Annotated in this window: 18 protein-coding genes and 1 tRNA gene; 7 read left to right on the plus strand and 12 right to left on the minus strand. The window is 66.7% G+C overall.

The features are described 5' to 3' along the window. Window positions 1-62 precede the first annotated feature (62 nt). The 7 genes from ACW179_RS19240 to glmU form a co-directional block, all read right to left on the minus strand. On the minus strand, window positions 63-1,853 hold the full coding sequence (locus ACW179_RS19240) for a long-chain-acyl-CoA synthetase (RefSeq protein WP_492061108.1): 1,791 nt from the start codon (window positions 1,851-1,853) through the stop codon (window positions 63-65). A 92-nt stretch (window positions 1,854-1,945) separates the two neighbouring features. Beyond that, window positions 1,946-2,848 carry a retroviral-like aspartic protease family protein gene (locus ACW179_RS19245; protein WP_492061110.1) on the minus strand — a complete coding sequence of 301 codons (903 nt, stop codon included), beginning with the start codon at window positions 2,846-2,848 and terminating at the stop codon, window positions 1,946-1,948. A 90-nt stretch (window positions 2,849-2,938) separates the two neighbouring features. Then, window positions 2,939-4,318, minus strand: coding sequence for a class II 3-deoxy-7-phosphoheptulonate synthase (locus ACW179_RS19250; RefSeq protein ID WP_492061113.1), 1,380 nt, complete (start codon window positions 4,316-4,318; stop codon window positions 2,939-2,941). Window positions 4,319-4,401: 83 nt separating this feature from the next. Next, window positions 4,402-5,646 carry an O-antigen ligase family protein gene (locus tag ACW179_RS19255; protein WP_492061115.1) on the minus strand — a complete coding sequence of 415 codons (1,245 nt, stop codon included), beginning with the start codon at window positions 5,644-5,646 and terminating at the stop codon, window positions 4,402-4,404. Further along, a complete protein-coding gene (gor, locus tag ACW179_RS19260) occupies window positions 5,643-7,040 on the minus strand; it encodes a glutathione-disulfide reductase (protein WP_492061117.1) in 1,398 nt (465 codons plus the stop codon). The genes ACW179_RS19255 and gor overlap by 4 nt, the downstream gene beginning before the upstream one ends. A 49-nt stretch (window positions 7,041-7,089) precedes the next feature. After that, on the minus strand, window positions 7,090-7,770 hold the full coding sequence (gene rpiA, locus ACW179_RS19265; RefSeq protein WP_492061119.1) for a ribose-5-phosphate isomerase RpiA: 681 nt from the start codon (window positions 7,768-7,770) through the stop codon (window positions 7,090-7,092). Then, on the minus strand, window positions 7,767-9,149 hold the full coding sequence (gene glmU, locus ACW179_RS19270) for a bifunctional UDP-N-acetylglucosamine diphosphorylase/glucosamine-1-phosphate N-acetyltransferase GlmU (RefSeq protein WP_492061121.1): 1,383 nt from the start codon (window positions 9,147-9,149) through the stop codon (window positions 7,767-7,769). The genes rpiA and glmU overlap by 4 nt, the downstream gene beginning before the upstream one ends. 69 nt (window positions 9,150-9,218) lie before the next feature. Between glmU and ACW179_RS19275 the strand changes: the two genes are divergently transcribed. The 3 genes from ACW179_RS19275 (at window position 9,219) to ACW179_RS19285 (ending at window position 10,553) form a co-directional block, all read left to right on the plus strand. Continuing rightward, a complete protein-coding gene (locus ACW179_RS19275; RefSeq protein ID WP_492061123.1) occupies window positions 9,219-9,932 on the plus strand; it encodes an HAD-IA family hydrolase in 714 nt (237 codons plus the stop codon). A 48-nt stretch (window positions 9,933-9,980) separates the two neighbouring features. Beyond that, window positions 9,981-10,055, plus strand: a tRNA-Val gene (locus tag ACW179_RS19280). Window positions 10,056-10,418: 363 nt separating this feature from the next. After that, the gene (locus tag ACW179_RS19285; RefSeq protein ID WP_492061124.1) at window positions 10,419-10,553 is read left to right on the plus strand and encodes a hypothetical protein; all 135 of its coding nucleotides are present in this window, start codon (window positions 10,419-10,421) and stop codon (window positions 10,551-10,553) included. Here ACW179_RS19285 and ACW179_RS19290 read toward each other — a convergent pair whose 3' ends face one another. Together ACW179_RS19290 and ACW179_RS19295 are read right to left on the minus strand one after the other, a co-directional pair. Continuing rightward, window positions 10,554-11,111, minus strand: coding sequence for a sugar transferase (locus ACW179_RS19290; protein WP_492061125.1), 558 nt, complete (start codon window positions 11,109-11,111; stop codon window positions 10,554-10,556). It lies immediately after the preceding gene. Window positions 11,112-11,257: 146 nt separating this feature from the next. Beyond that, entirely contained in the window at window positions 11,258-12,133 is an 876-nt protein-coding gene (locus tag ACW179_RS19295) for a LysR family transcriptional regulator (RefSeq protein ID WP_492061127.1), read from the minus strand. Between the two features lie 149 nt (window positions 12,134-12,282). On the opposite strand from ACW179_RS19295, the gene ACW179_RS19300 reads away from it, so the two are divergent. Both ACW179_RS19300 and ACW179_RS19305 read left to right on the plus strand, forming a co-directional pair. Beyond that, on the plus strand, window positions 12,283-13,452 hold the full coding sequence (locus ACW179_RS19300; protein WP_492061129.1) for a CaiB/BaiF CoA transferase family protein: 1,170 nt from the start codon (window positions 12,283-12,285) through the stop codon (window positions 13,450-13,452). Further along, window positions 13,449-15,761: an enoyl-CoA hydratase-related protein gene (locus ACW179_RS19305; protein WP_492061131.1), complete on the plus strand. Its 2,313-nt coding sequence runs from the start codon at window positions 13,449-13,451 to the stop codon at window positions 15,759-15,761. The genes ACW179_RS19300 and ACW179_RS19305 overlap by 4 nt, the downstream gene beginning before the upstream one ends. 2 nt (window positions 15,762-15,763) lie before the next feature. Here the strand turns inward: ACW179_RS19305 and ACW179_RS19310 are convergent, their stop codons facing one another. The 3 genes from ACW179_RS19310 to ACW179_RS19320 all read right to left on the minus strand — a co-directional run bounded on the left by ACW179_RS19310 (window position 15,764) and on the right by ACW179_RS19320 (window position 18,075). Next, a complete protein-coding gene (locus ACW179_RS19310; RefSeq protein ID WP_492061132.1) occupies window positions 15,764-15,928 on the minus strand; it encodes a hypothetical protein in 165 nt (54 codons plus the stop codon). Between the two features lie 119 nt (window positions 15,929-16,047). Next, window positions 16,048-17,205, minus strand: coding sequence for a hypothetical protein (locus ACW179_RS19315; protein WP_492061133.1), 1,158 nt, complete (start codon window positions 17,203-17,205; stop codon window positions 16,048-16,050). Between the two features lie 81 nt (window positions 17,206-17,286). Beyond that, complete coding sequence (locus ACW179_RS19320; protein ID WP_492061135.1) at window positions 17,287-18,075, minus strand: TOBE domain-containing protein; 789 nt, start codon at window positions 18,073-18,075, stop codon at window positions 17,287-17,289. Window positions 18,076-18,169: 94 nt separating this feature from the next. Between ACW179_RS19320 and modA the strand changes: the two genes are divergently transcribed. Together modA and modB are read left to right on the plus strand one after the other, a co-directional pair. Further along, entirely contained in the window at window positions 18,170-18,928 is a 759-nt protein-coding gene (gene modA, locus ACW179_RS19325; protein WP_492061137.1) for a molybdate ABC transporter substrate-binding protein, read from the plus strand. 3 nt (window positions 18,929-18,931) lie between these two features. Then, complete coding sequence (modB, locus tag ACW179_RS19330) at window positions 18,932-19,591, plus strand: molybdate ABC transporter permease subunit (RefSeq protein ID WP_492061139.1); 660 nt, start codon at window positions 18,932-18,934, stop codon at window positions 19,589-19,591. The last annotated feature ends 1 nt before the right edge of the window (window position 19,592 follow it).

The raw sequence follows: 19,592 nt of genomic DNA on the forward strand, positions 1-19,592 counted from the left end.
CAAATCCTCAGCCTCGATGGGACTGGAGATAGGCCATTCACTTTAAGATGTAAAGTTCTTTTTCAGAGCTTGTAGCCGCCTGCCATCAGCTTGGTGTGGACCGCCTTGGTGATCTTCACATAGCCCTTGGCCGGGTCGCGGAAATAGAGCGGGTCCTTGACCAGGGCGGGGTCAAAGCCCTCGGTGACAAGGTCGATCTTGCGGTATTTGAAGGTGCCAGTGGTCTCGATCTCGCCCTGCAGACGCACAAAGATAGGCCGGGCATAGGAAGGAATCTCGCGGTCGACATGCTCGGCCAGGGTCGAGATGTCGAACTCGGGCCCGACCACCAGCGAGGCCATGCCAGCCTTGCCGTCCAGGTCGCCGATCTTGACGCCATAGACATTGATCTCCAGCACGCCCGGCACGCTGGCCAGGCGTTCGGCCACCTCGCTGGTAGCGACATTCTCGCCCTTCCAGCGGAAGGTGTCGCCGATGCGGTCGACGAAATAGATATAGCCGTCGCCGTCCATACGCATCAGGTCGCCGGTCCGGAACCAGGCGTCGCCCTTGTCGAACACGTCGTGCAGCACCTTCTTCTCGGTGGCCGCCTTGTCGGCGTAGCCGGTGAAGTTGGAGCGGGCGTCGTTGGCGATATGGCCGATGCACTCGCCCACCTCGCCGGGGGCCACTTCGATGCAGCAGCCGTCGGTACCCCGGATCGGCATTTCGGTTTCGACGTCGAACTTGACGATCCTGATGTTGAACTTCTTCTTCAGATAGCCCGGCAGACGCCCGATGGCCCCGCGACGGCCGTCGAAGTTGAAGAACGAGACATTGCCCTCGGTCGCGCCATAGAACTCCAGCACGCCGCCCACCTTGAAGCGATCCATCATGTCGTCCCAGACGTCGGGACGCAGACCGTTGCCGAAGATCAGGCGGATCTTGTGGTTGCGATCCTCGTCGCTGACGGGCTGGTTGGCCAGGTAGCGGCACAGCTCGCCGATATAGACGAACATGGTGCAGTTCTCGGCGCGGATATCGCTCCAGAACTGGGTCGCGGAGAACTTCTTCTTCAGGACGATCGAGCCGCCGTTCAGCAGGCCCGCCCCCATGGCGCACAAGCCGCCGGTGGCGTGATACAGCGGCAGGGTCACGTAGATGCGGTCACTGGCCCTGGCGCCGGTCGAACCGGCAAAGCCGCGCATATAGAGCTGGGTGCGCATGTGGGTGATGCGGGCCGCCTTGGGCAGGCCCGTGGTGCCGCTGGTGAAGATGTAGAGCGCTGTGTCCTTGGCGGTCAGGCCGTCGCGCGCCGTCACACGGTCAGGACGCAGATGGCTGCAGCCCTTGAGCGCCTTGACCAGGTCGCGCTGTTCGTCGTGCACCGGCCCCAGCACCCACTGCTGGACGTGCCGCTCCAGGCTGGACTTGACCGCCTCGAAACAGGGCGAGGTCTCGGGATCGACGATGCAGTGCAGGGCCTGGGAGATGTTGAGGCAGTGGGCCAGGGCCGGGCCGGTCAACTGATTGTTAATCAGGGCCGTCGCGACGCCAACCTTCGACAGGCCATACCAGATGGCCAGATATTCGATACGGTTGGGCATGAACAGGGCCACGGTCTGACCGCGCGTGATCCCCAGCCCCTTGGCCCAATGGGCGTAACGATTGGCCATGACGTCCAGTTCGCCATAGGTGATCGTCTTGCCCTCGAAGGTGATGGCCGGGCTGGCCGACCAGCGGTCCACCGCCGCCTCAAGGTCGTCGCAAATCAGGTTGGCGCTCTCGGGAGCGATGGACTTCACGCGCTTGAGCGTGCGGGTCAGCCCCTTCAGGAACTGCCATTCGCGCTTCAACCTAGCCTGCAACCGCATTGGAGCCCTCCATTCAAACAACCATTGGAGAGCGCCGCGCGGCGGGTCAAGACGCGGTGCAGGGTTTGTCGAAACTGGCTTGCGCGCTCGGTTCAGCCGCGCTTGGCGATCCGGAACCTTACTTCGCCTCGCCGGAAATCCAGGGCTACGGTCTGGAATTTCTGCAGAATGTCTGCGCCGATCAGGATCGCCGGCTGCTGTTGCATGCCCCAATAGTCAAATGTGTGGACGGGTCCGACGACAAGCGGCACGTTGCGCAGCGCTATCTTGCCCAAGGTGAGTTTGCTGAGGACCGCAAGGCGTCCAGTCAGCGTCTGACCTGTCACGCTACGCAACTCGATTTCTACGACGTCGCCGACAATAGCCCGCTCGCGCCGGGCCGCCTCCAGCAGGGCCAGGTTGCCAACCGTGGTGGTCGAACCGCTGTCCAGGAACGCCAGAACGCGAGCCCCGGGAATGAGCGCGTCGATCAGTGTCAGACCGCCGCCACGGGTGCGCGTCTTCACCACGACGGTCTGGGAATCCGGAAAGGGCAGCGCTGCGCCCACCCGCATCTTGCGACCCTCGAAATCCAGCACCAGGCTGCTGTCGCCCAGCCATTCCAGCCCCAGCAAGCCGGCTGCGCCGAGGTGATTGGCTGGTAGAACCGACATCGTCATCGCCCTGCGCGAACGGCGCCCTACCGCCAGGGACTGGATCTGGACAGTGTCGACCGTCTGCACCCCTGCGATGCTGTGAACCGTCACCCGCCCCTGGCGCGCCAGCCCCAGGGCGTCGGCCAGATCACTGGAAATCGCGGAACGGTCGGCACCGGTGTCCACCAGAAAGGCATACGGCCCCTGCCCGTTGACCATGGTCTGCACGGTCAGGCGGCGCGACGGGTCGAGATAGCGCAGACTGTCTGGCGGCGGCGCGGCTTGCGAGGCAATCTCGGACGCCCAGGCGGGTGCCGAAAACAAACTCGTCGCCAGGGCAGCTAGGCCCCTGCGAGACATGGTGAGCCCCGACATAGGCCTTCGCCTCCTCACAGAATGACGAGGCTATACCCAGCGATGACAACGCGCCAGAGCGGCGCGGTTTCAGGCTCAGCCCGCCGCCTGACGACGCTGATCGTCGCGATCCGACTTCAGCTTCTCGGCCACCAGGAAGGCCAGTTCCAGGGCCTGCTCGCCGTTCAGACGCGGATCGCAATGGGTGTGGTAGCGGTCGGCGAGATCGCCTTCCGACACCGCCCGCGCGCCGCCCAGGCACTCGGTGACGTTCTGACCGGTCATTTCCAGATGGACGCCGCCGGGGTGAACGCCTTCGGCATGGGCGATCTCGACGAACGACTTCACTTCCGAAAGGATGCGGTCGAATGGCCGGGTCTTGTAGCCGGTCGAGGCTTTCAGCGTGTTGCCGTGCATCGGATCGGTAGCCCAGACCACTGAACGGCCGGCAGCCTTGGTCGCCTTCATCAGGCGCGGCAGGCGGTCAGCGATCTTGTCGGAGCCAAAACGGCCGTACAGGGTCAGGCGGCCCGGCTCGTTGTGCGGGTTCAGCACATCGATCAGGCGCAGCAGATCGTCGCCTTCCATGGTGGGACCGCACTTGAGGCCGATCGGGTTCTTGACGCCGCGCATGAACTCGATGTGCGCGCCGTCCAGCTGACGGGTGCGCTCGCCGATCCACAGCAGGTGGGCGCTGGTGTCGTACCAGTCGCCCGAGGTGCTATCGACGCGGGTCATGGCCTCTTCAAAGCCCAGCAGCAGGGCTTCGTGGCTGGTGAAGAACTCCACCTGGTGCAGACCCGGATGGCTCTCGGGCGTGACGCCGATGGCCGCCATGAAGGCCAGGCTTTCGCTGATCTTTTCGCTGAGCTCGCGGTAACGCGCGCCCTGCGGGCTGTCGCCGACGAAGCCCAGGGTCCAGCGGTGAATGTTGTGCAGGTCGGCATAGCCGCCGTTGGCGAAGGCGCGCAGCAGGTTCAGGGTCGAGGCCGACTGGCCATAGGCTTTCAGCAGGCGATCCGGATCGGGCGCGCGCTCCTCGGCGGTGAAGTCCATGCCGTTGATGTTGTCGCCGCGATAGGACGGCAGGGTCACGCCGTCGATGGTCTCGATCGGCTCAGAACGCGGCTTGGCGAACTGGCCGGCGATCCGGCCCACCTTCACCACCGGCTTGCCGCCGGCAAAGGTCAGCACCACCGCCATCTGCAGGATCAGACGGAAGGTGTCGCGGATATTGTCGGCGTGGAATTCCTTGAAGCTCTCGGCGCAGTCGCCGCCCTGCAACAGGAAGGCGCGGCCTTCGGCCACATCACCCAGCAGGCTCTTGAGACGGCGCGCCTCGCCCGCAAACACCAGCGGCGGCATCTGGCGAAGCGTCTGCTCGACCCGTTCCACGGCACCCGCATCCGGATAGTCGGACGGGATGTGCTTGGCGGGTTTTGCTCTCCAGGTGGCGGGGGTCCAACGCGTGGTCATGACAGGCTCGATAACTTCAAAGGGAGCGGCTTTTACCGCAACGAGATGGAAAAGGCAAAATCATGCGGCGATAAGGCTGCACTTTAGCTCAGCGGGGCAAGTTCGTCCTCATCCAACCCGGATGTGACCGTAACCTTCTGCGCCAGGTTGCAAGCGATCAGGGTCAAGGCGCCCAGCGCCAGCCACCACTCCTGCCAGACCCCGAAACTCAGTCCGCCGATGACGATATAGGATGTGAGGGCGGCCGCCGCCATCGCCCCCAGCGCCCGGGACTGCTCGGTCAGGCGAACGATCCCGTAGGCCAGGACGGCGAAGAAGACGCCGACCAGCGCGGCCCCCACCGCGCCCAGTTCCAGCCAGATCTGAAGGGCCGCATTATGGGTGTGCAACGGGATGGCCGGACCGAACAGGCGGCTGGCGTCCAGCCCCCAGCCGCGGATCGGGTGCAGCTGGATATTGCCGGCCGCGAACGCCCAGATATCCAGACGGGCGTCCCACGAGGCGGGAACCATGCGGTGCAGGGTCGCGAAAACACCCTGCCTGACGCCGGTCACCACCAGCAGTGGCGCGAACACGAAAGGTGCCGCCACCAGCGCCACAAGGACGCGGGCCCCGAACTTGCCGGTAAACCGAACCAGCATCCAGACCAGTGCGCTAGCCGCCAGAGCCGCCAGAACGGCGTCCGAGCTGAGGGCGAAAGATCCCCCCGCAATGGCGATCAGCAGAATAAAGCCCAAGCCCGCCCAGCCGCGCCACACCAGGATGCGCGCCGCAGGCCAGAACAATAGCGCCAGGGCATAGGTGGCGATGGACACCTTGACCCGCGCCAGGTCGGGACGGATCGGGTCGCCGATCATTTCGCGCAGACGCTGATAGAACGCAGCGCCGCTGGCGCCGTCCAGACCCACCAGCAGGCCCAGCACCAGAACGCCGATGGCCAGGGCCATGGCACCGCGCTCTGCCGCGCCTTGCGACAGATAGCCCATGCCCGCAACAGCCGCGCCATACAGGGCCAGTTGCAGCAACAGCTTCATACCGGTGATCGACTCCAGGTCGCCATAGTCCTTGATGTCGGCCAGCCCGTGCGAGGCTGGGCTCCAGGCGAGACTGATCAACGCCCAAAGGGCCAGCAACACCAGCACATGCGACGGCGGAGAGATGTCACGATGCTGGGCAAGGGCCGGCGCGGCCAGCAGACCGCACAGGGCCAGCAGAGGTGCAAAGCCCAGCGGCGCCAGATAGCCGACCAGCGGCGTCATCACCGCAAGAAAGATGACGACGCCACCAAGCCACGGCTCGCGGTAGCGTCCCAGAACGTCAGGCTTCATCCGGCGCCGCCGACGTCGGCGGGGACATACTTCTCGCGCATCGTCACCAACTCTTCAGCTAGGGTGGGATGTACCGCGCAGGTCGAGTCCCACTGGGCCTTTGTCACGCCCATCTTCACGGCAATGGCGGCCATCTGGATGATCTCGGGCGAGTCAGGCCCCACCACATGCACACCGACCACCGTCTGGTCGTCCTGCTTGACCACCAGCTTGATCAGGCAGCGCTCCTGCCCACCATAGAAGGTGACCTTCATCGGCCGGAAGACCGAGCGATAGATGTCGACCTTGCCGAAAGCGTGGCGCGCCTCGGCCTCGCTCATCCCCACTACCCCGACCGGCGGCTGCGAGAACACGGCCGAGGCGACCAGGTCGTGATCAAAACTGGTCGGGTTGTTGTAGAATTCGGTCTGGGCGAAGGCCGCGCCCTCGCGAATGGCCACCGGCGTCAGGTTGATCCGGTCGGTGACGTCGCCGACCGCCCAGATGCTGTCGACACTGGTCCTGGAGTGCTGATCCACCACGATGGCGCCGCGCTCATTCAGCTTCACGCCCACGGCGTCCAGGCCCAGCCCCTCGACATAGGGCTCGCGCCCCGTGGCGAACATCACCGCGTCGGTCTCGAAGGTCAGGCCGTTGTTGAGATGGCTGACGAGGCCGGCCTCGGTCTGCTCGAGGCTCTCGTGCGAGCAGCCCAGCACCACCTTGATTCCGCGCTTTTCCAGTTCATCGGCCAGATGCGCACGCACGTCGTCGTCGAAGCCGCGCAGGATGTTGGCACCGCGATAGAGCAGCGTCGTCTCAACACCCAGGCCGTTATAGATGCCGGCGAACTCGACCGCGATATAGCCGCCGCCCACCACAAGCACCCGCTTGGGCAGGTCGGCCAGGTGGAAGGCCTCGTCCGAGGTCATGCCCAGCTCGGCGCCCGGAAAGTCGGGGCGGGTCGGACGACCGCCCGTGGCGATCAGGATCTTGCGGGCGGTGTAGCTTCCCCCGTCCGGGCTACCCTCCTTGGCCAGCACCTCGACGGTATGGGCGTCGATCACCACCGCCTTGCCATGCAGCAGGTGCGCCCCGGCCTTTTGCAGGTTGGTGACATAGATTCCCGACAGGCGGGCGATCTCAACGTCCTTGTCGTGCAGGAAACGTGTCCAGTCGAACGACGCCTCGCCGACGCTCCAGCCATAGCCCTTGGCGGTCTTCAGTTGGCTGGAGACCTCGCTGGCATAGACCATGAACTTCTTGGGCACGCAGCCGCGCACCACGCAGGTGCCGCCCACGCGGTACTCCTCGGCCACGGCGACCTTGGCACCCGACAGCGAGGCCATCCGCGCGGCGCGCACACCGCCAGAACCAGCGCCGATGACAAACAGGTCGAAATCATAGTCAGCCATCGGGGGCTCCATTGAAGCGGGAGTACAGGTCGGCGCTCTATCTAGGGACTCAAGGCGTCAGACGCACGATCCCATTGTCAGTTCCGATCAGCGCCTGGTCAGCCAGGTCAAGGAACAGGCCATGATCGACCACGCCGGTCACAGCCTTGAGCGCCGCCGCCAGGGCCGCCGGCTCCTCGATCTTGCCCGACGCCATGTCGTAGATCAGGTTGCCGCCGTCAGTGACCACCACGCCGCGATCAGCCATGCGCAGGCGCGGCGGCGGCAGGTCGAACTCGGCGGCGATATCGGCCAGGCGCTGGCCGGTATGGACGTGGCCAAAGCGCACCACCTCGATGGGCAGGGGGAACTTGCCCAGCACCTTCACATGCTTGGCCGCGTCGGCGATGACCACGCAGCGCTTGGAGGCCTCCCAGACCAGCTTCTCGCGCAGCAGGGCCGCGCCGCCCCCCTTGATCAGGCTCAGGCCCGGACCGATCTCGTCGGCACCGTCCACCGTCAGGTCCACCGACTTGACGTCGTCCAGCGCCGTCAGGGCGATGCCCAGCTCGCGGGCCAGATTGGCGGTGGCGTCCGAGGTCGGCACGCCCCGGATATCCAGTTTGCGCGCCGCCAGGGCCTTGACGAACCAGGCGGCCGTCGAGCCGGTGCCCAGCCCCACCACCATGCCGTCTTCGACCAGCTCTGCGGCGGCTTCGCCCGAAAGGCGCTTTTGATCGTCGGCGCTCATGCCTTGTTGTCCTGCTTGCTGTCTTTCCTGGCCCGCTTCAGGGCGCGGAACTTGTTGGCCCAGCCGGGCCGGTTATCCTGCGGGGCGCGCGACAGCGCCAGGGCGCCGTCCTCGACGTCGCGGGTGATCACCGAGCCCGAGCCCGTCATGGCTCCCTCGCCGATCCGCACCGGCGCGACCAGGGCACTGTTGGAGCCGATGAAGGCGCCGGCCCCGACATGGGTCTCGAACTTGTCGAAGCCGTCATAGTTACAGAAGATCGTACCGGCCCCGATATTGGCCTTCTCGCCCACCGAGCCATCGCCCAGATAGCTCAGATGGTTGGCCTTGGCGCCCGCGCCGACCTTGACCTTCTTCACTTCCACGAAATTGCCGATGTGAGCCTGCGGCCCGATTTCGGCGCCGGGCCGCAAGCGGGCATAGGGGCCGATCAGGGCACCCTCGCCGACGGTCGCGCCTTCCAGATGGCTGAAGGCCTTGATGACCGCGCCGGTGGCGACGCTGACGCCCGGACCGAACACCACGAACTGCTCCACCGTCACCCCGGCCGCGATCTTGGTGTCCCAGGCCAGATGCACCGCATCGGGCGCGGGCATGGTGACGCCCTCGACCATCAGGGCTTGGCGGCGGCGCTTTTGCCAGACAGCCTCGGCGGCAGCCAGTTCAGCCTGGGAATTGACGCCCTGCACCGACGCCTCGGCCGCGAAGGCGGCTCGGGTCGACAGGCCGCGACCATGGGCGATACCGACCACATCGGTCAGATAGTATTCGCCATTGGCATTGCTGTTGCCGACGTGGGCGAGAATATCGAACAGCGTGGCCCGGTCGGCGGCCAGGACGCCTGAATTGCAGTGCTTGACCTGGCGAACGCTGTCGTCGGCGTCCTTGGCCTCGACGATCCGCAGCAGCACGTGGTGCGGGGCCAGGATCAGCCGGCCATAGGCACCGGGGTCAGCGGCCTCAAAGCCCAAAACCGCCACATCGGCGCCGGCTGCGCGCAGGTCAAACAGTGGCGCGATCACCGGCGCGGTCAGCAGCGGGCAGTCGGCGAAGGTGACCACCACATCGCCGTCGAAATCGGCCAGGGCGTCCCTCGCGGCCAGTACGGCATGGCCGGTGCCCAGCGGCGGATCCTGCACCACCACGGCCGCCTCGCCCAGACGCTGGCGGGCGTGGGCCCCGACGGCGGGACTGTGGGCCCCCACCACCACGATGATCCGCGCGCAGCCCAGGGCCTGCGCGGCGTCAATGGCATGGTCCAGCAGGGCCCGGCCGGCGATCCTGTGCAGCACCTTGGGCGTGGGCGACTTCATCCGCGTGCCCTGGCCGGCGGCCAGAATCACGGCGGCCCGAGGGCGGCTTGAGAGGGCGGTGCTCATGGTCCTGGCGACTCCCTGCGGACGAACCCAAGTTGCATTAGCCGGCCGTTTAGCCGAAAGGCCAGATCAATGCATGACCTTCAAGCCCTGAACGGCGCCACGATCGCCTTCGACCTCGACGGCACCCTCGTCGACACCGCCCCCGACCTGGTCGGGGCGCTCAATATGATCCTGCGCGAAGAGGGCCTGCCCGCCCTGCCCTTCGACGAGGTGCGACTGATGGTGGGACGCGGGGCGCGCGCCTTGCTCGAACGCGGCTTCGCCGCTGCCGGCCACCCGCTGGACGCCCAGACCGCTCCGAAACTGGTCGAGCGCTTCATCGCGGTCTATCTGGATCGCATCGCGCAAGAGAGTGCGCCCTTCCCCGGCGTGGTCGAGGTTCTGGCCGACCTGCGCCAGGCCGGCGCCAGGCTGGTGGTGTGCACCAACAAGCTGACCAACCTGTCGGTGGCCCTGCTGGACGCCCTGGACCTGTCAAAAGCCTTCGACGCCGTGATCGGCGCCGACCTTGCGCCCGCGGCCAAGCCCGATCCCAGCCACGTCCTGGCGGCCATCACGGCCGTGGGCGGCGACCCCGCCCGTGCGGTCATGGTCGGCGACAGCATCAATGACGCCCTGGCCGCTGTCCGCGCCAGGGTGCCGGCCCTTCTGGTCAGCTTCGGCTACACCGAGGAGCCGGTCGAGACCCTCGGCGGTGATCGGGTCATCCACAGCTTTTTAGACGTACCCCAGGCCTGTATCGACCTCTTGGCCTCTTGCCCCCGGCCAAACACCGGGCTATAGGCCCGCTCCTCTCGCGGATCGGTCCTTCAACGGCCGGCCCCACAAGGCGGATGCTTAGCTCAGCGGGAGAGCACCTCGTTCACACCGAGGGGGTCGCAGGTTCAATCCCTGCAGCATCCACCATTCCTCCCCAAAACCATGTTGCCGTATTGGCCCCTCCTCTCTCGAAGGGGTCCCAAGCACGTCAGAGTTCGGCTGAGTCGAACCAGGACGATGCCAGGCGCCCGCCTGCGCCGCGCAGTGCCCCGCCCCAAAAATGTGCAACAGGAACGTGACAGCGCGTCCCGCCGTGCAATTTTTGACCAAGCCGTCAAATAAATCGAGGTTCAGTCAATATCCTTACCCTGAATGATCAGAAATTCGCTCCCTGCGCCAATTTATCGCGCCACAGGCGAGTGACATTGGAAACCAAATTCGCCAGCATGCGTATCTAATCATGGGCGCAGCTGGAATTTTTCCGGTCGCGTCAAAATTGAGGACGATAACGTGGCCCATTTTGAAAGCACTGCTGGGCGCACCCATCATGGCGCCCGCATCTCGGTCTCAAAGGTCAGTGTTCTGGCGATGAACATCCTGCTGTGGGGCGGCCTGCTGTTCGCGGCAAAGGCGATCTTCGGCTGATCAGCGGCACTTGGCGTCTGGAGATTCCAGCAAGGAGGACGCCAGCAATCGGGCAAGGATCGCGAGATCGCGCGCCAGGCTCCAGTTGGCGATGTAGGAGGCCTCTCTCCAGGCCTGATCCTCGTTTAGGGCGGATCCGAATCCGAACAGTCCGGGCCTGATCGCCGGGCCGGCGAACACGCCGCGCGCCCGATGAGATCCATGCCCGCCCTGCCTGGCCTTGCGCGCGACGGGGCCGACCAGTGACATGTCACCGACCAGCACGTTCAAGGCTGACGGCACACAATGCAGGCCTGAGGCCGCCACAAACAGGTCGGTTCGTCGATTTCCATCGAGCGCTGCAAACGCGAATTTCTTGAAGGGACGCCCGCCGACACCGGCGATGCTTTCCGTCGTGAACACCCGCCCGGCTCGCGAAAAGCGCAGCAGGATCACCGCCACAATCAGGATGGGCAGGTACCAGACGATAAGCACGAGGGCGCCCGACACGTCGAGAAGACGCTTGGATACACTGCGAAGGGGTTGGGCAGGCTTTCGGATTGGTTCCCCACTCTCCACTATCCCCAGACGGCGGCTCTCGAGGCCTCTCGTCTCCCAACTACAGAATGCAGCTTTGGTAACGAAGTTCCAAGGCCAACTGCGACGGGGTGCCCAGGCCTGGTCGTCCGGCGGCAGGATGCGGCAGCATAGCGCTCCGGCCGAGGTTATCCCGCCGCCCTGACCTGCGCAGCCTGCCAGAACCGCTCGACGTCGGGACTGGACGCACCCGCAGGCACAAACAGGCTGAACGGGATCGAGAGCGAGTCGTCCAGCCAGGGGCCGGCGCCGCCCGGCCTGCCCTGGACGCGAAACTCCGTCACGATCAGTGGCGGGGCGCCGCCGTCGTCGTCGATCATCCCGTCGTGGAACTCTGGCGTCTGGACCAGGATGACACCCTGCCAGGCCGCCGAGGCGAACAGGGTATCAAAGAGCTCGGGATAGAGCCCCCGCGTAAAGACCGCGACGCGACGCCCCTTCACGGCCTCGATGGCGACGCGATCCTGGTTGGCCAGGGGGTCGTGCGGAGCCACTCTGAGCTTGAGCTGCAGATGACAGATGGTCAGCCGGCGCAGCGGCGGCTCCAGCCAGCCGATGCCGAAGGCGCCGTCCAGATCGCCGCTGACCACGCGTTCCAGTAGGCGGGGTGTCCAGCCGATCTCCAGCTCCAGGGCGACATCGGGATTGTCGGCGATGAAGCGGCGGGTCAGTTGCGCCCGCGCCGGGATCTTGTCGCCATAGGGCGGAACGCCGATGCGCAGGCGCCGCTGCTCGGCCCGGCCCAGCATTCGGGCCGTCTGGGCCGCTGAGGCCGCCGCATAGGCCAGGGGCCGTGCTGCGGCCAGGAAGGCCTGGCCCTTTTCCGTCAGCTCGATCCGCCGCGTGGTGCGCACGAAAAGCCGAAAGCCCAGTTGCGCCTCCAACAGCTGGATGCGGCGCGACAGCCAGGGCTGGGCGATGCCCAGCCGCGCCGCCGCCCGTGTGAACGACAGTTCCTCGGCGACGGTGACGAACTGAACGGCGGACAGGATATCGAAGGCCATGGAGCGTCCCGAGGGATTCCGACTGAGCTGAAGATATAGACGAAATTCGCATCAATAGCGCCAAATCCCTATTTGACGTCGCTGCGCCACTCGCGCTCCATGGTGGCCAAGACCAGCCGCGTCCAAGCGGCGGACAGGGAGCCAAACACATGGGCGAGCCAGCGCCCCGAATGCTTGAGGGCATTCGGGTCATCGACCTGACCTCGGTGGTCTTTGGGCCCTACGCCACCCAGATCCTGGCCGATCTGGGTGCCGACGTGATCAAGGTCGAGCCACCGATGGGCGACGCCTTCCGCTATTCGGCCAAGCCCGCCCACACGATGGGCATGAGCCCCAGCTTTCTGGCGCTCAATCGCGGCAAGCGCTCCATCGCGCTGGACCTGAAGGCTGCGGCCGACATCGAGACGATGCGCGACCTGCTGAAAACGGCAGACGTCTTCATCCACAATGTGCGCGACAAGGCCATCTGCCGCCTGGGTTTCGGCTATGAGGCCGTCAAGGCGATCAAGCCGGACATCATCTATGTCCATTGCGTCGGTTTCGGCTCGGACGGTCCCTATGCCGACCTGCAGGCCTATGACGACGTGATCCAGGCCGCGACCGGAACCACCACCCTGGCGCCGCGCGTCGATGGCGATCCGCGGCCGCGCTATATCCCCTCGCTGATTGCCGACAAGGTGGCCGGGCTGCACGGCGCGCAAGCGGTGCTGGCCGCCGTGATCCACCGCCTGCGCACGGGCGAGGGCCAGAGGGTGGAGGCGCCGATGTTCGAGGCCTTTGCCCACTTCATGCTGCAGGAGCATCTGGGCGGCCTCACCTTCGATCCGCCGGTGGGACCCGTGGGCTATGCCCGGCAACTGGACCCCAACCGCCAACCCTTCCCCACCGCTGACGGCTATATCAGCATCGTGCCCTATACTGATGCCAGCCTGGTTCAGCTGTTCACGGTGCTGGACGGCGCGGAGGTCCTGCAAGACGAGCGGTTTTCGACAGGGCCCGACCGCGTGGCCAACGCCACCGCCCTCTATGGCCAGATCGCACGCCTGACCCCCGCCCGCACCACTGCCGACTGGCTGGCCCGGCTGGCGGCGGCAAGGCTACCCGCCATGGCCGTGCGCGACCTGGCCGACATTCTCGACGATCCGCACCTGAGCCAGACCGGCTTCTTCGAGCGCAAGATCCACCCCACCGAAGGCGCCTACCATCAGATGCGCGCACCAATCCGCTATGGCGCCTACACCGATCATGACCCCTGCCCTGCGCCGCTGGTCGGCCAGGACGGGGACGCCGTGCGCGCCGAACTGAAGGACTTCCAATGACCGACGCCACCCGCATTCCCGTTATCATCGCCACCGGCGAGATCCTGCATCGGCCCGAAGACGTGGCGCTGAGCCTTGAGCCCGTGGTGCTGATGGCCCAGGCGCTGGAACAGGCCAATGCCGAGGCCGGCGGCAGCCTGCTGGCCGACCTCGACTCGCTGGACCTGGTGGGGCAGATCACCTGGCGCTACGCCGATCCCGTGGACCTCCTGTGCGAAAAGCTGGGCGTGAAACCCGCCCGCGCGGTCAATGCCAGCATGGGCGGCGAAACGCCGATCCGGCTGGTGCATGAAGCCGCCCTGCGCATCGCGCGCGGCGAGGGCCAGGTCAGCGCCATTGTCGGCGGCGAGTCGATGCACGCCCTGGGCAAGGCCAAGAAAGCCGGCGTCGCCCTGTCCTGGACACCGCCGTCCAGGCCGGAAGACACCGTCAAGCTGGCCGGCTCGCGCCTGGAGCTCAGTGACGCCGCCCGTGCCCAGGGGCTGTCGGATCCTTCGCAGCTCTATCCGCTCTATGAAAACGCCTTCCAGAGCAGCGAGGGGCAGACGCCGGGACAGGCGCGCGCCGCCTCCGCCGCCCTGTGGGCGCGGTACGCCGCCGTGGCCGCCGACAACCCCTATGCCTGGATCCGCACCAGCCCCCCGGCCGAGCAGATCGCCACGGTCACGCCCGACAACCGCCTGATCGCCTGGCCCTATCCCAAGCTGATGGTGGCCAATCCCATGGTCAACCAGGCCTCGGCGATCATCGTCACCAGCCTGGCGCGGGCCCGCGCCGCCGGGATTGCCGAAGATCGCCTGATCCATATCTGGGGCGGGGCGGCGGCCAAGGAGCCGGGCGATTTCCTGCAACGCGACCGCTACGACCACTCCACCGCCCAGGAGGCCGTGCTTGAACGCGCCCAGGCCATCGCCCAGGGCGAGCGCTTCGACCTGCTGGAGCTCTACAGCTGCTTCCCGGTCGTGCCGAAAATGGCCCTGAAGGTGCTGGGCGAGACCCAGGCCGAGCCCACCGTGACCGGCGGCATCACCTTCTTCGGTGGGCCGATGAACAACTATATGAGCCACGCCGTCTGCGCGATGGTGCGCCGCCTGCGCGAGACCCCGGGCAGTGTCGGCCTGCTGTATGGCCAGGGCGGCTTCGTCGACAAGCACCATGCCCTGGTGGTCAGCACCCGGCCCGCCCCCGCCGAACTGGCGGCTGACTATTCGGTACAGGCACAGGCCGAGGCGGCGCGCGATCCGGTTCCGACGGTGCTGGAGGCCTATGAAGGCCCGGCCGCCATCGAGACCTGGACAGTGCTGTACGGTCGCTCGGGCGAGGCTAGCCAGGGTGTCGTGGTGGCCCGCACGCCCAAGGGCGAGCGCGTCCTGACCACGGTGGATCGCGCCGACGCCGAGAGCCTGGCCGTGCTGAACGATCTGGACCGCTCGCCGGCCGGCACCGTCGGTCAGGTGCGTCGCGACGTCTATGGCCAGCTGGTCTGGGAAGCCGGCGAGGCGGTTCGCCCCCGCGCGCCCTACCAGTTCTGCTCGGTCGAGCGCGAAGGGCCGCTGACCCTCGTCACCATCAACCGGCCCGAGGCGATGAACGCCCTGCACGCCGCCGCCAATGCCGAACTGGCCCAGGTGTTCGACGCCTTCGCCGCCGATCCCGAACAGTGGGTCGCCATCCTGACCGGGGCCGGAGAGCGGGCCTTCTCATCGGGCAACGACCTCAAGGGCAGCGTCGAGGCCTTTGCGCGCGGCGAGGCGGTGAAGATCCCCCTGACCGGCTTTGCGGGCCTGACCTCGCGCTTTGACCTCAACAAGCCGGTGATCGCGGCGGTCAATGGCGTGGCCATGGGCGGCGGGTTCGAGATCGCCCTGGCCTGCGACCTGATCATCGCCGCCGACACCGCCGTCTTCGCCCTGCCCGAGCCCAAGGTCGGTCTGGCGGCCCTGGCCGGCGGACTGCACCGCCTGCCGCGCCAGATCGGCATGAAGAACGCCATGGGCATGATCCTGACCGGCCGCCGCGTGCCGGCCGCAGAGGGGCAAGCCCTGGGCTTCGTCAACGAGGTGGTCGCGCCGGGCGAGCTGATGGCGACGGCCCGGCGCTGGGCGGCCGACATCATCGCCTGCAGCCCCATGTCGATCCGGGCCTCCAAGGAGACCGTGCAAAAGGGCCTGACCGAACCGACCCTTCAGGCCGCCATCGAGGGCCAGGGCCGCTATGGCGCGGTCAAGGCCCTGTTCAAGTCGGATGACGTCCGCGAAGGCCCGCTGGCCTTCGCCCAGAAGCGTCCGCCGCAGTGGAAGGGGCGCTGAGCCTAACGGACGGGGGTGACGGGGGCCGTCCCGGCGGCCCCGGCCACGGGCCGAGGGGCATTCTGCGGCTCGGGCGACGGCTGGGGCTCTGTCGGGCGGGCTGAGCAGGCCGAGACCAGCAGCAGGCCGGCGACGACTAGGTTACGAACGTGCGGGCTGAGCGCCATGACAGGGTCTCCGGGCTCGAACAGGTCGCTGGGCTCAAGCCTTGAGCCGCGGCAAGGTTCCGTCCGGGGGCGATGAAGCGGCCTGTCAGGCCGGGGAGGGATTACCTAGTCCCCCCAGTCTATGCCCCCCGTCCGATCCTGGAGGTGCCCAGGAAGGTCTCGAAGCCCCGCAGGTCTTCGGCCAGATGCTCCGGTGTGGTGACGATATAGGCCTCGTAGAGGACCGCAGGCGCGCGCTGCGACTTCGAGAGCGATGCCGCATGGGCATAGACGCTGATCTGGATCTGGCCGGACATGCGCAGCTCGCACACCCGGGCCGGGTGACCACCTAGTTGCAGGGATCGCCCCCTCAGCAGCTTGAGAGTCTCCGGAGACAGGGGACGCCAGGGCAGCGACCGGGCCTCGACGACCGTGCAGCCCTCCATTCGATAGGGCGCAACCTGCAATCCCATTTCGCGGTCAGGCGTAGCAAACTCGCACGGCATGTCTGCCGTACGTCGATCGCCGAAAACTCCACGCGGTTCATCGTCTTCCCCTCTCAGGGTGCAGACCGGGAGGTCGTCGGGAAAGATGGCGGCAAGACCCAGGTCCGGGTTTCGGAAGGGCCTCCGACCATCGGAGAGGACCGGCCTTTCCATGCCACACAGCATGGCCTTGGCCGGGCATGGCACAAGACGGGTCGCCGCCGTGCGGATGTCGATGGCCACCGCATGGGCCCCCGGCCATCCGTCGTCGGTGATGCTAGAGACAATCCAGTCTTTCGCGAAGCGCTTGGCCTTATAGGGCCCGTCACTCGAGCCGGCGTTCTGAAGGGCGGCCGATGCCAGTTTCAGGGCCTCTTTGGCCTCGGTCACCGGGCGGATGCGAACCTGCCAGGCGAAGGCCTGATGTGGCAGGGCGGCCCAACCCATGAGCAGGCAGGATGCGCCGGTATCGCAGCGGCTGCCTTCGATCACCAGCATGCCGGGCCAGGCGAGACAGCACAGCAGCAACGCGCGGAGCGCTTTTCTCCGGAAGAGCGCATAGAGCGTTCCGGCGATGGCGGTAAGTGACAGGAGCGCCGAGATCAGGCTCAGGACGGCCCAGGTATCGACGGTCGTGGCGTCCCGGGCAACATAGGCAAGATAGTCAAACGCCCCGCTCAAAGAGCCGAGGGCGACGAGCAGACTCAAGACCATGAAGGGCAGGCCAAAGAGGCCGAGGATGACCTGGCCTGTCGTCACGCTCCGTTTGCGTCCGGGCGCGCGCAACCCCTCTGTCAGCGGCCCGTCGGCCATGATTGAAAAGACTCCTGCTTCAGCGCGAAGCTGAGCCTCGCGTCTCGCGGGCCGTCCGTCAATTCCATCACCCCCGACCCATCACTCGACCGCGAGAATGATGTCGGCGGGATCGAGGCTGGCCAAGAGGGCTGTGCCGATCTCCGGGCACGGCGTTGCCGAGCGCGGCACGGTCGCCACCAGGGTCTTGCCGCCGCCCAGGGCCAGGGTCAGCTCGCTGGCGGTCTCGCCGTCTTCGCGGCCGGTGACGACACAGGACAGCCGATTAGGACCCTCGCCCACGCCCGGCCCCACGGCCACAACGCTGGACTTGATCAGAGCCATGACGGGACTGCCGATCCGCAGGCCAAGGTCCCCGGCGCTGCGCCGGGTGATGGTCGAGACGATCTCGAGACCTTCGCCGAGCGCCAGGGTGACCTCGGCGGTGACTCTGTCGCCCGCAAGGCCACTGACGGTTCCGCGCAGGGCGTTGCGGGCACTGGTCCGCAGACCAAGGCTCCAGAAGATCTGGCCGAGTTCCGGCTCTGCGGTGGCCGATAGCTCGGCCTCGAGCCGCGCCACTACTGCGGCAATCTCGCGCTCGACCTCGCGAAATGCCCGGATCACGGTCTGGCCCCGGGCCGTGATCTCGGCCGTTCCGCCGGCCCGGCCGCCGGGGCTGGCCAGGATCAGGGGGCCGTCGAACAGGTTGTTCAGGGCCTGGATCGCATCCCAGCCCCCCTTGTAGCTCAGCCCCAGGGTCCGGGCGGCGGCCGTGATCGAGCCCTGCGTCCCGACCGCTTCCAGCAGGTCGATGCGGTCCAGCCCGACCCGCGCCAAAGCGCCCCGCCGCAGGATCAGTGAGGCTCGCAGTTCACCGTCCGCCGACATGGATCCACTCCCTCACGCTTGGCGAGACAGCGATATGCACTCTTGCTACATAACGCTACCGGATCATCGCTTGCCAGCCGATTGGAGAACGATCATGCCCCCTCGCCGTTCGTTCCTCGCGGTCGTCTTCGCCGGATTCCTGTCACTGCCTGGGACAACAGCCGCCCTGGCCGCCGAAACCCGCGTGGCGGTCGCCGCCAATTTCACCGCGCCGGCCAGGGCGATCGCCGCCCGCTTCGAGGCCAGGACAGGCCACAAGGTCGTGCTGAGCTTTGGCTCGTCGGGCCAGTTCTATACCCAGATTGCCAACGGCGCGCCGTTCGAGGTGTTTCTGTCGGCGGATGTCGAACGCCCCCTGAAGGCCGAGGCTGAAGGCCTGGCGGTGGTCGGCACCCGCTTCACCTATGCCACAGGCCGGCTGGTGCTGTGGAGCAGGACCCCGGGCCTGGTCGACGACAAGGGCGCGGTGCTGGCCAGGGGCGGCTTCGAGAAACTGGCCATCGCCGACCCCAAGATCGCGCCCTACGGCCAGGCTGCGGTCGAGACGCTGGTCAAGCGCAGGCTGTACGACACCCTCAAGCCCAGGATCGTCACGGGCGCGTCGATCACCCAGGCCTTCCAGTTTGTCCAGACCGGCGCAGCCGAACTGGGCTTTGTCGCCCTCTCGCAGGTGATCGACGAGAAGGGCGGCTCGCGCTGGGTCGTGCCGGCCGACGACCATACGCCCATCGACCAGCAGGCGGTGCTGCTGAAGACCGGTGCCAATAACGCGGCCGCCAAGGCCTTCATGGCGTTCCTGAAGGGTCCTGAGGCCAAGGCCATAATCCGCCGCTATGGCTACGAGGTTCGCTGAACCATGCTTGAAGTGCTGTGGCTGACGGTCAAGCTGGCGGGGATCACCACCGCCCTGCTGCTGGTCATGGCCACGCCCCTGGCCTGGTGGCTGGCGCGGGGAACCTCTCGGTGGCGGCCCGTGGTCGGTGCCGTGGTGGCCCTGCCCATCGTGCTGCCGCCGACGGTTCTGGGCTTCTATCTGTTGATCGCGCTTGGCCCGCACAGCCCGCTGATGGCCCTGCTGCAGCCCTTCGGCATCCGCACCCTGGCCTTCACCTTCGAGGGGCTGGTGATCGGTTCGGTGATCTATTCGCTGCCGTTTGCCGTACAGCCGCTGCGCAACGCCTTCATCGCCATCGGCGACGAGCCGCTGGAGGTCGCCGCCACCCTGGGGGCCTCGGCGCGCGAGCGCTTCCTGCGGGTGGCCCTGCCCCTGGCCGCACCGGGCTATGTGGTGGCCGCCCTGCTGGCCTTCGCCCACACCATCGGCGAGTTCGGCGTGGTGATGATGCTGGGCGGCGGCATACCGGGCGAGACCCAGGTGCTGTCGGTCGAGATCTACCAGCTGGTCGAGGCGCTGGAATGGAGCAAGGCCCACACCCTGGCGGGCCTGCTGCTGACCTTCGGCTTTGCGGTGACCCTGACCCTGCTGCTGCTGGAACGGCGGGCGACGCGGGGATAGG

It is taken from the genome of Caulobacter sp. AVps18 (assembly GCF_058681425.1).

Excerpts from the sequence above, each read along its gene's own strand:
- rpiA (WP_492061119.1), bottom strand. The coding sequence starts at position 7,770 with ATGAGCGCCGACGATCAAAAGCGCCTTTCGGGCGAAGCCGCCGCAGAG.
- ACW179_RS19275 (WP_492061123.1), top strand. The coding sequence starts at position 9,219 with ATGCATGACCTTCAAGCCCTGAACGGCGCCACGATCGCCTTCGACCTC.
- gor (WP_492061117.1), bottom strand. The coding sequence starts at position 7,040 with ATGGCTGACTATGATTTCGACCTGTTTGTCATCGGCGCTGGTTCTGGC.
- ACW179_RS19255 (WP_492061115.1), bottom strand. The coding sequence starts at position 5,646 with ATGAAGCCTGACGTTCTGGGACGCTACCGCGAGCCGTGGCTTGGTGGC.
- ACW179_RS19300 (WP_492061129.1), top strand. The coding sequence starts at position 12,283 with ATGGGCGAGCCAGCGCCCCGAATGCTTGAGGGCATTCGGGTCATCGAC.
- ACW179_RS19250 (WP_492061113.1), bottom strand. The coding sequence starts at position 4,318 with ATGACCACGCGTTGGACCCCCGCCACCTGGAGAGCAAAACCCGCCAAG.
- glmU (WP_492061121.1), bottom strand. The coding sequence starts at position 9,149 with ATGAGCACCGCCCTCTCAAGCCGCCCTCGGGCCGCCGTGATTCTGGCC.
- ACW179_RS19310 (WP_492061132.1), bottom strand. The coding sequence starts at position 15,928 with ATGGCGCTCAGCCCGCACGTTCGTAACCTAGTCGTCGCCGGCCTGCTG.
- ACW179_RS19240 (WP_492061108.1), bottom strand. The coding sequence starts at position 1,853 with ATGCGGTTGCAGGCTAGGTTGAAGCGCGAATGGCAGTTCCTGAAGGGG.
- ACW179_RS19320 (WP_492061135.1), bottom strand. The coding sequence starts at position 18,075 with ATGTCGGCGGACGGTGAACTGCGAGCCTCACTGATCCTGCGGCGGGGC.
- ACW179_RS19245 (WP_492061110.1), bottom strand. The coding sequence starts at position 2,848 with ATGTCTCGCAGGGGCCTAGCTGCCCTGGCGACGAGTTTGTTTTCGGCA.
- modB (WP_492061139.1), top strand. The coding sequence starts at position 18,932 with ATGCTTGAAGTGCTGTGGCTGACGGTCAAGCTGGCGGGGATCACCACC.
- ACW179_RS19305 (WP_492061131.1), top strand. The coding sequence starts at position 13,449 with ATGACCGACGCCACCCGCATTCCCGTTATCATCGCCACCGGCGAGATC.
- modA (WP_492061137.1), top strand. The coding sequence starts at position 18,170 with ATGCCCCCTCGCCGTTCGTTCCTCGCGGTCGTCTTCGCCGGATTCCTG.
- ACW179_RS19315 (WP_492061133.1), bottom strand. The coding sequence starts at position 17,205 with ATGGCCGACGGGCCGCTGACAGAGGGGTTGCGCGCGCCCGGACGCAAA.
- ACW179_RS19295 (WP_492061127.1), bottom strand. The coding sequence starts at position 12,133 with ATGGCCTTCGATATCCTGTCCGCCGTTCAGTTCGTCACCGTCGCCGAG.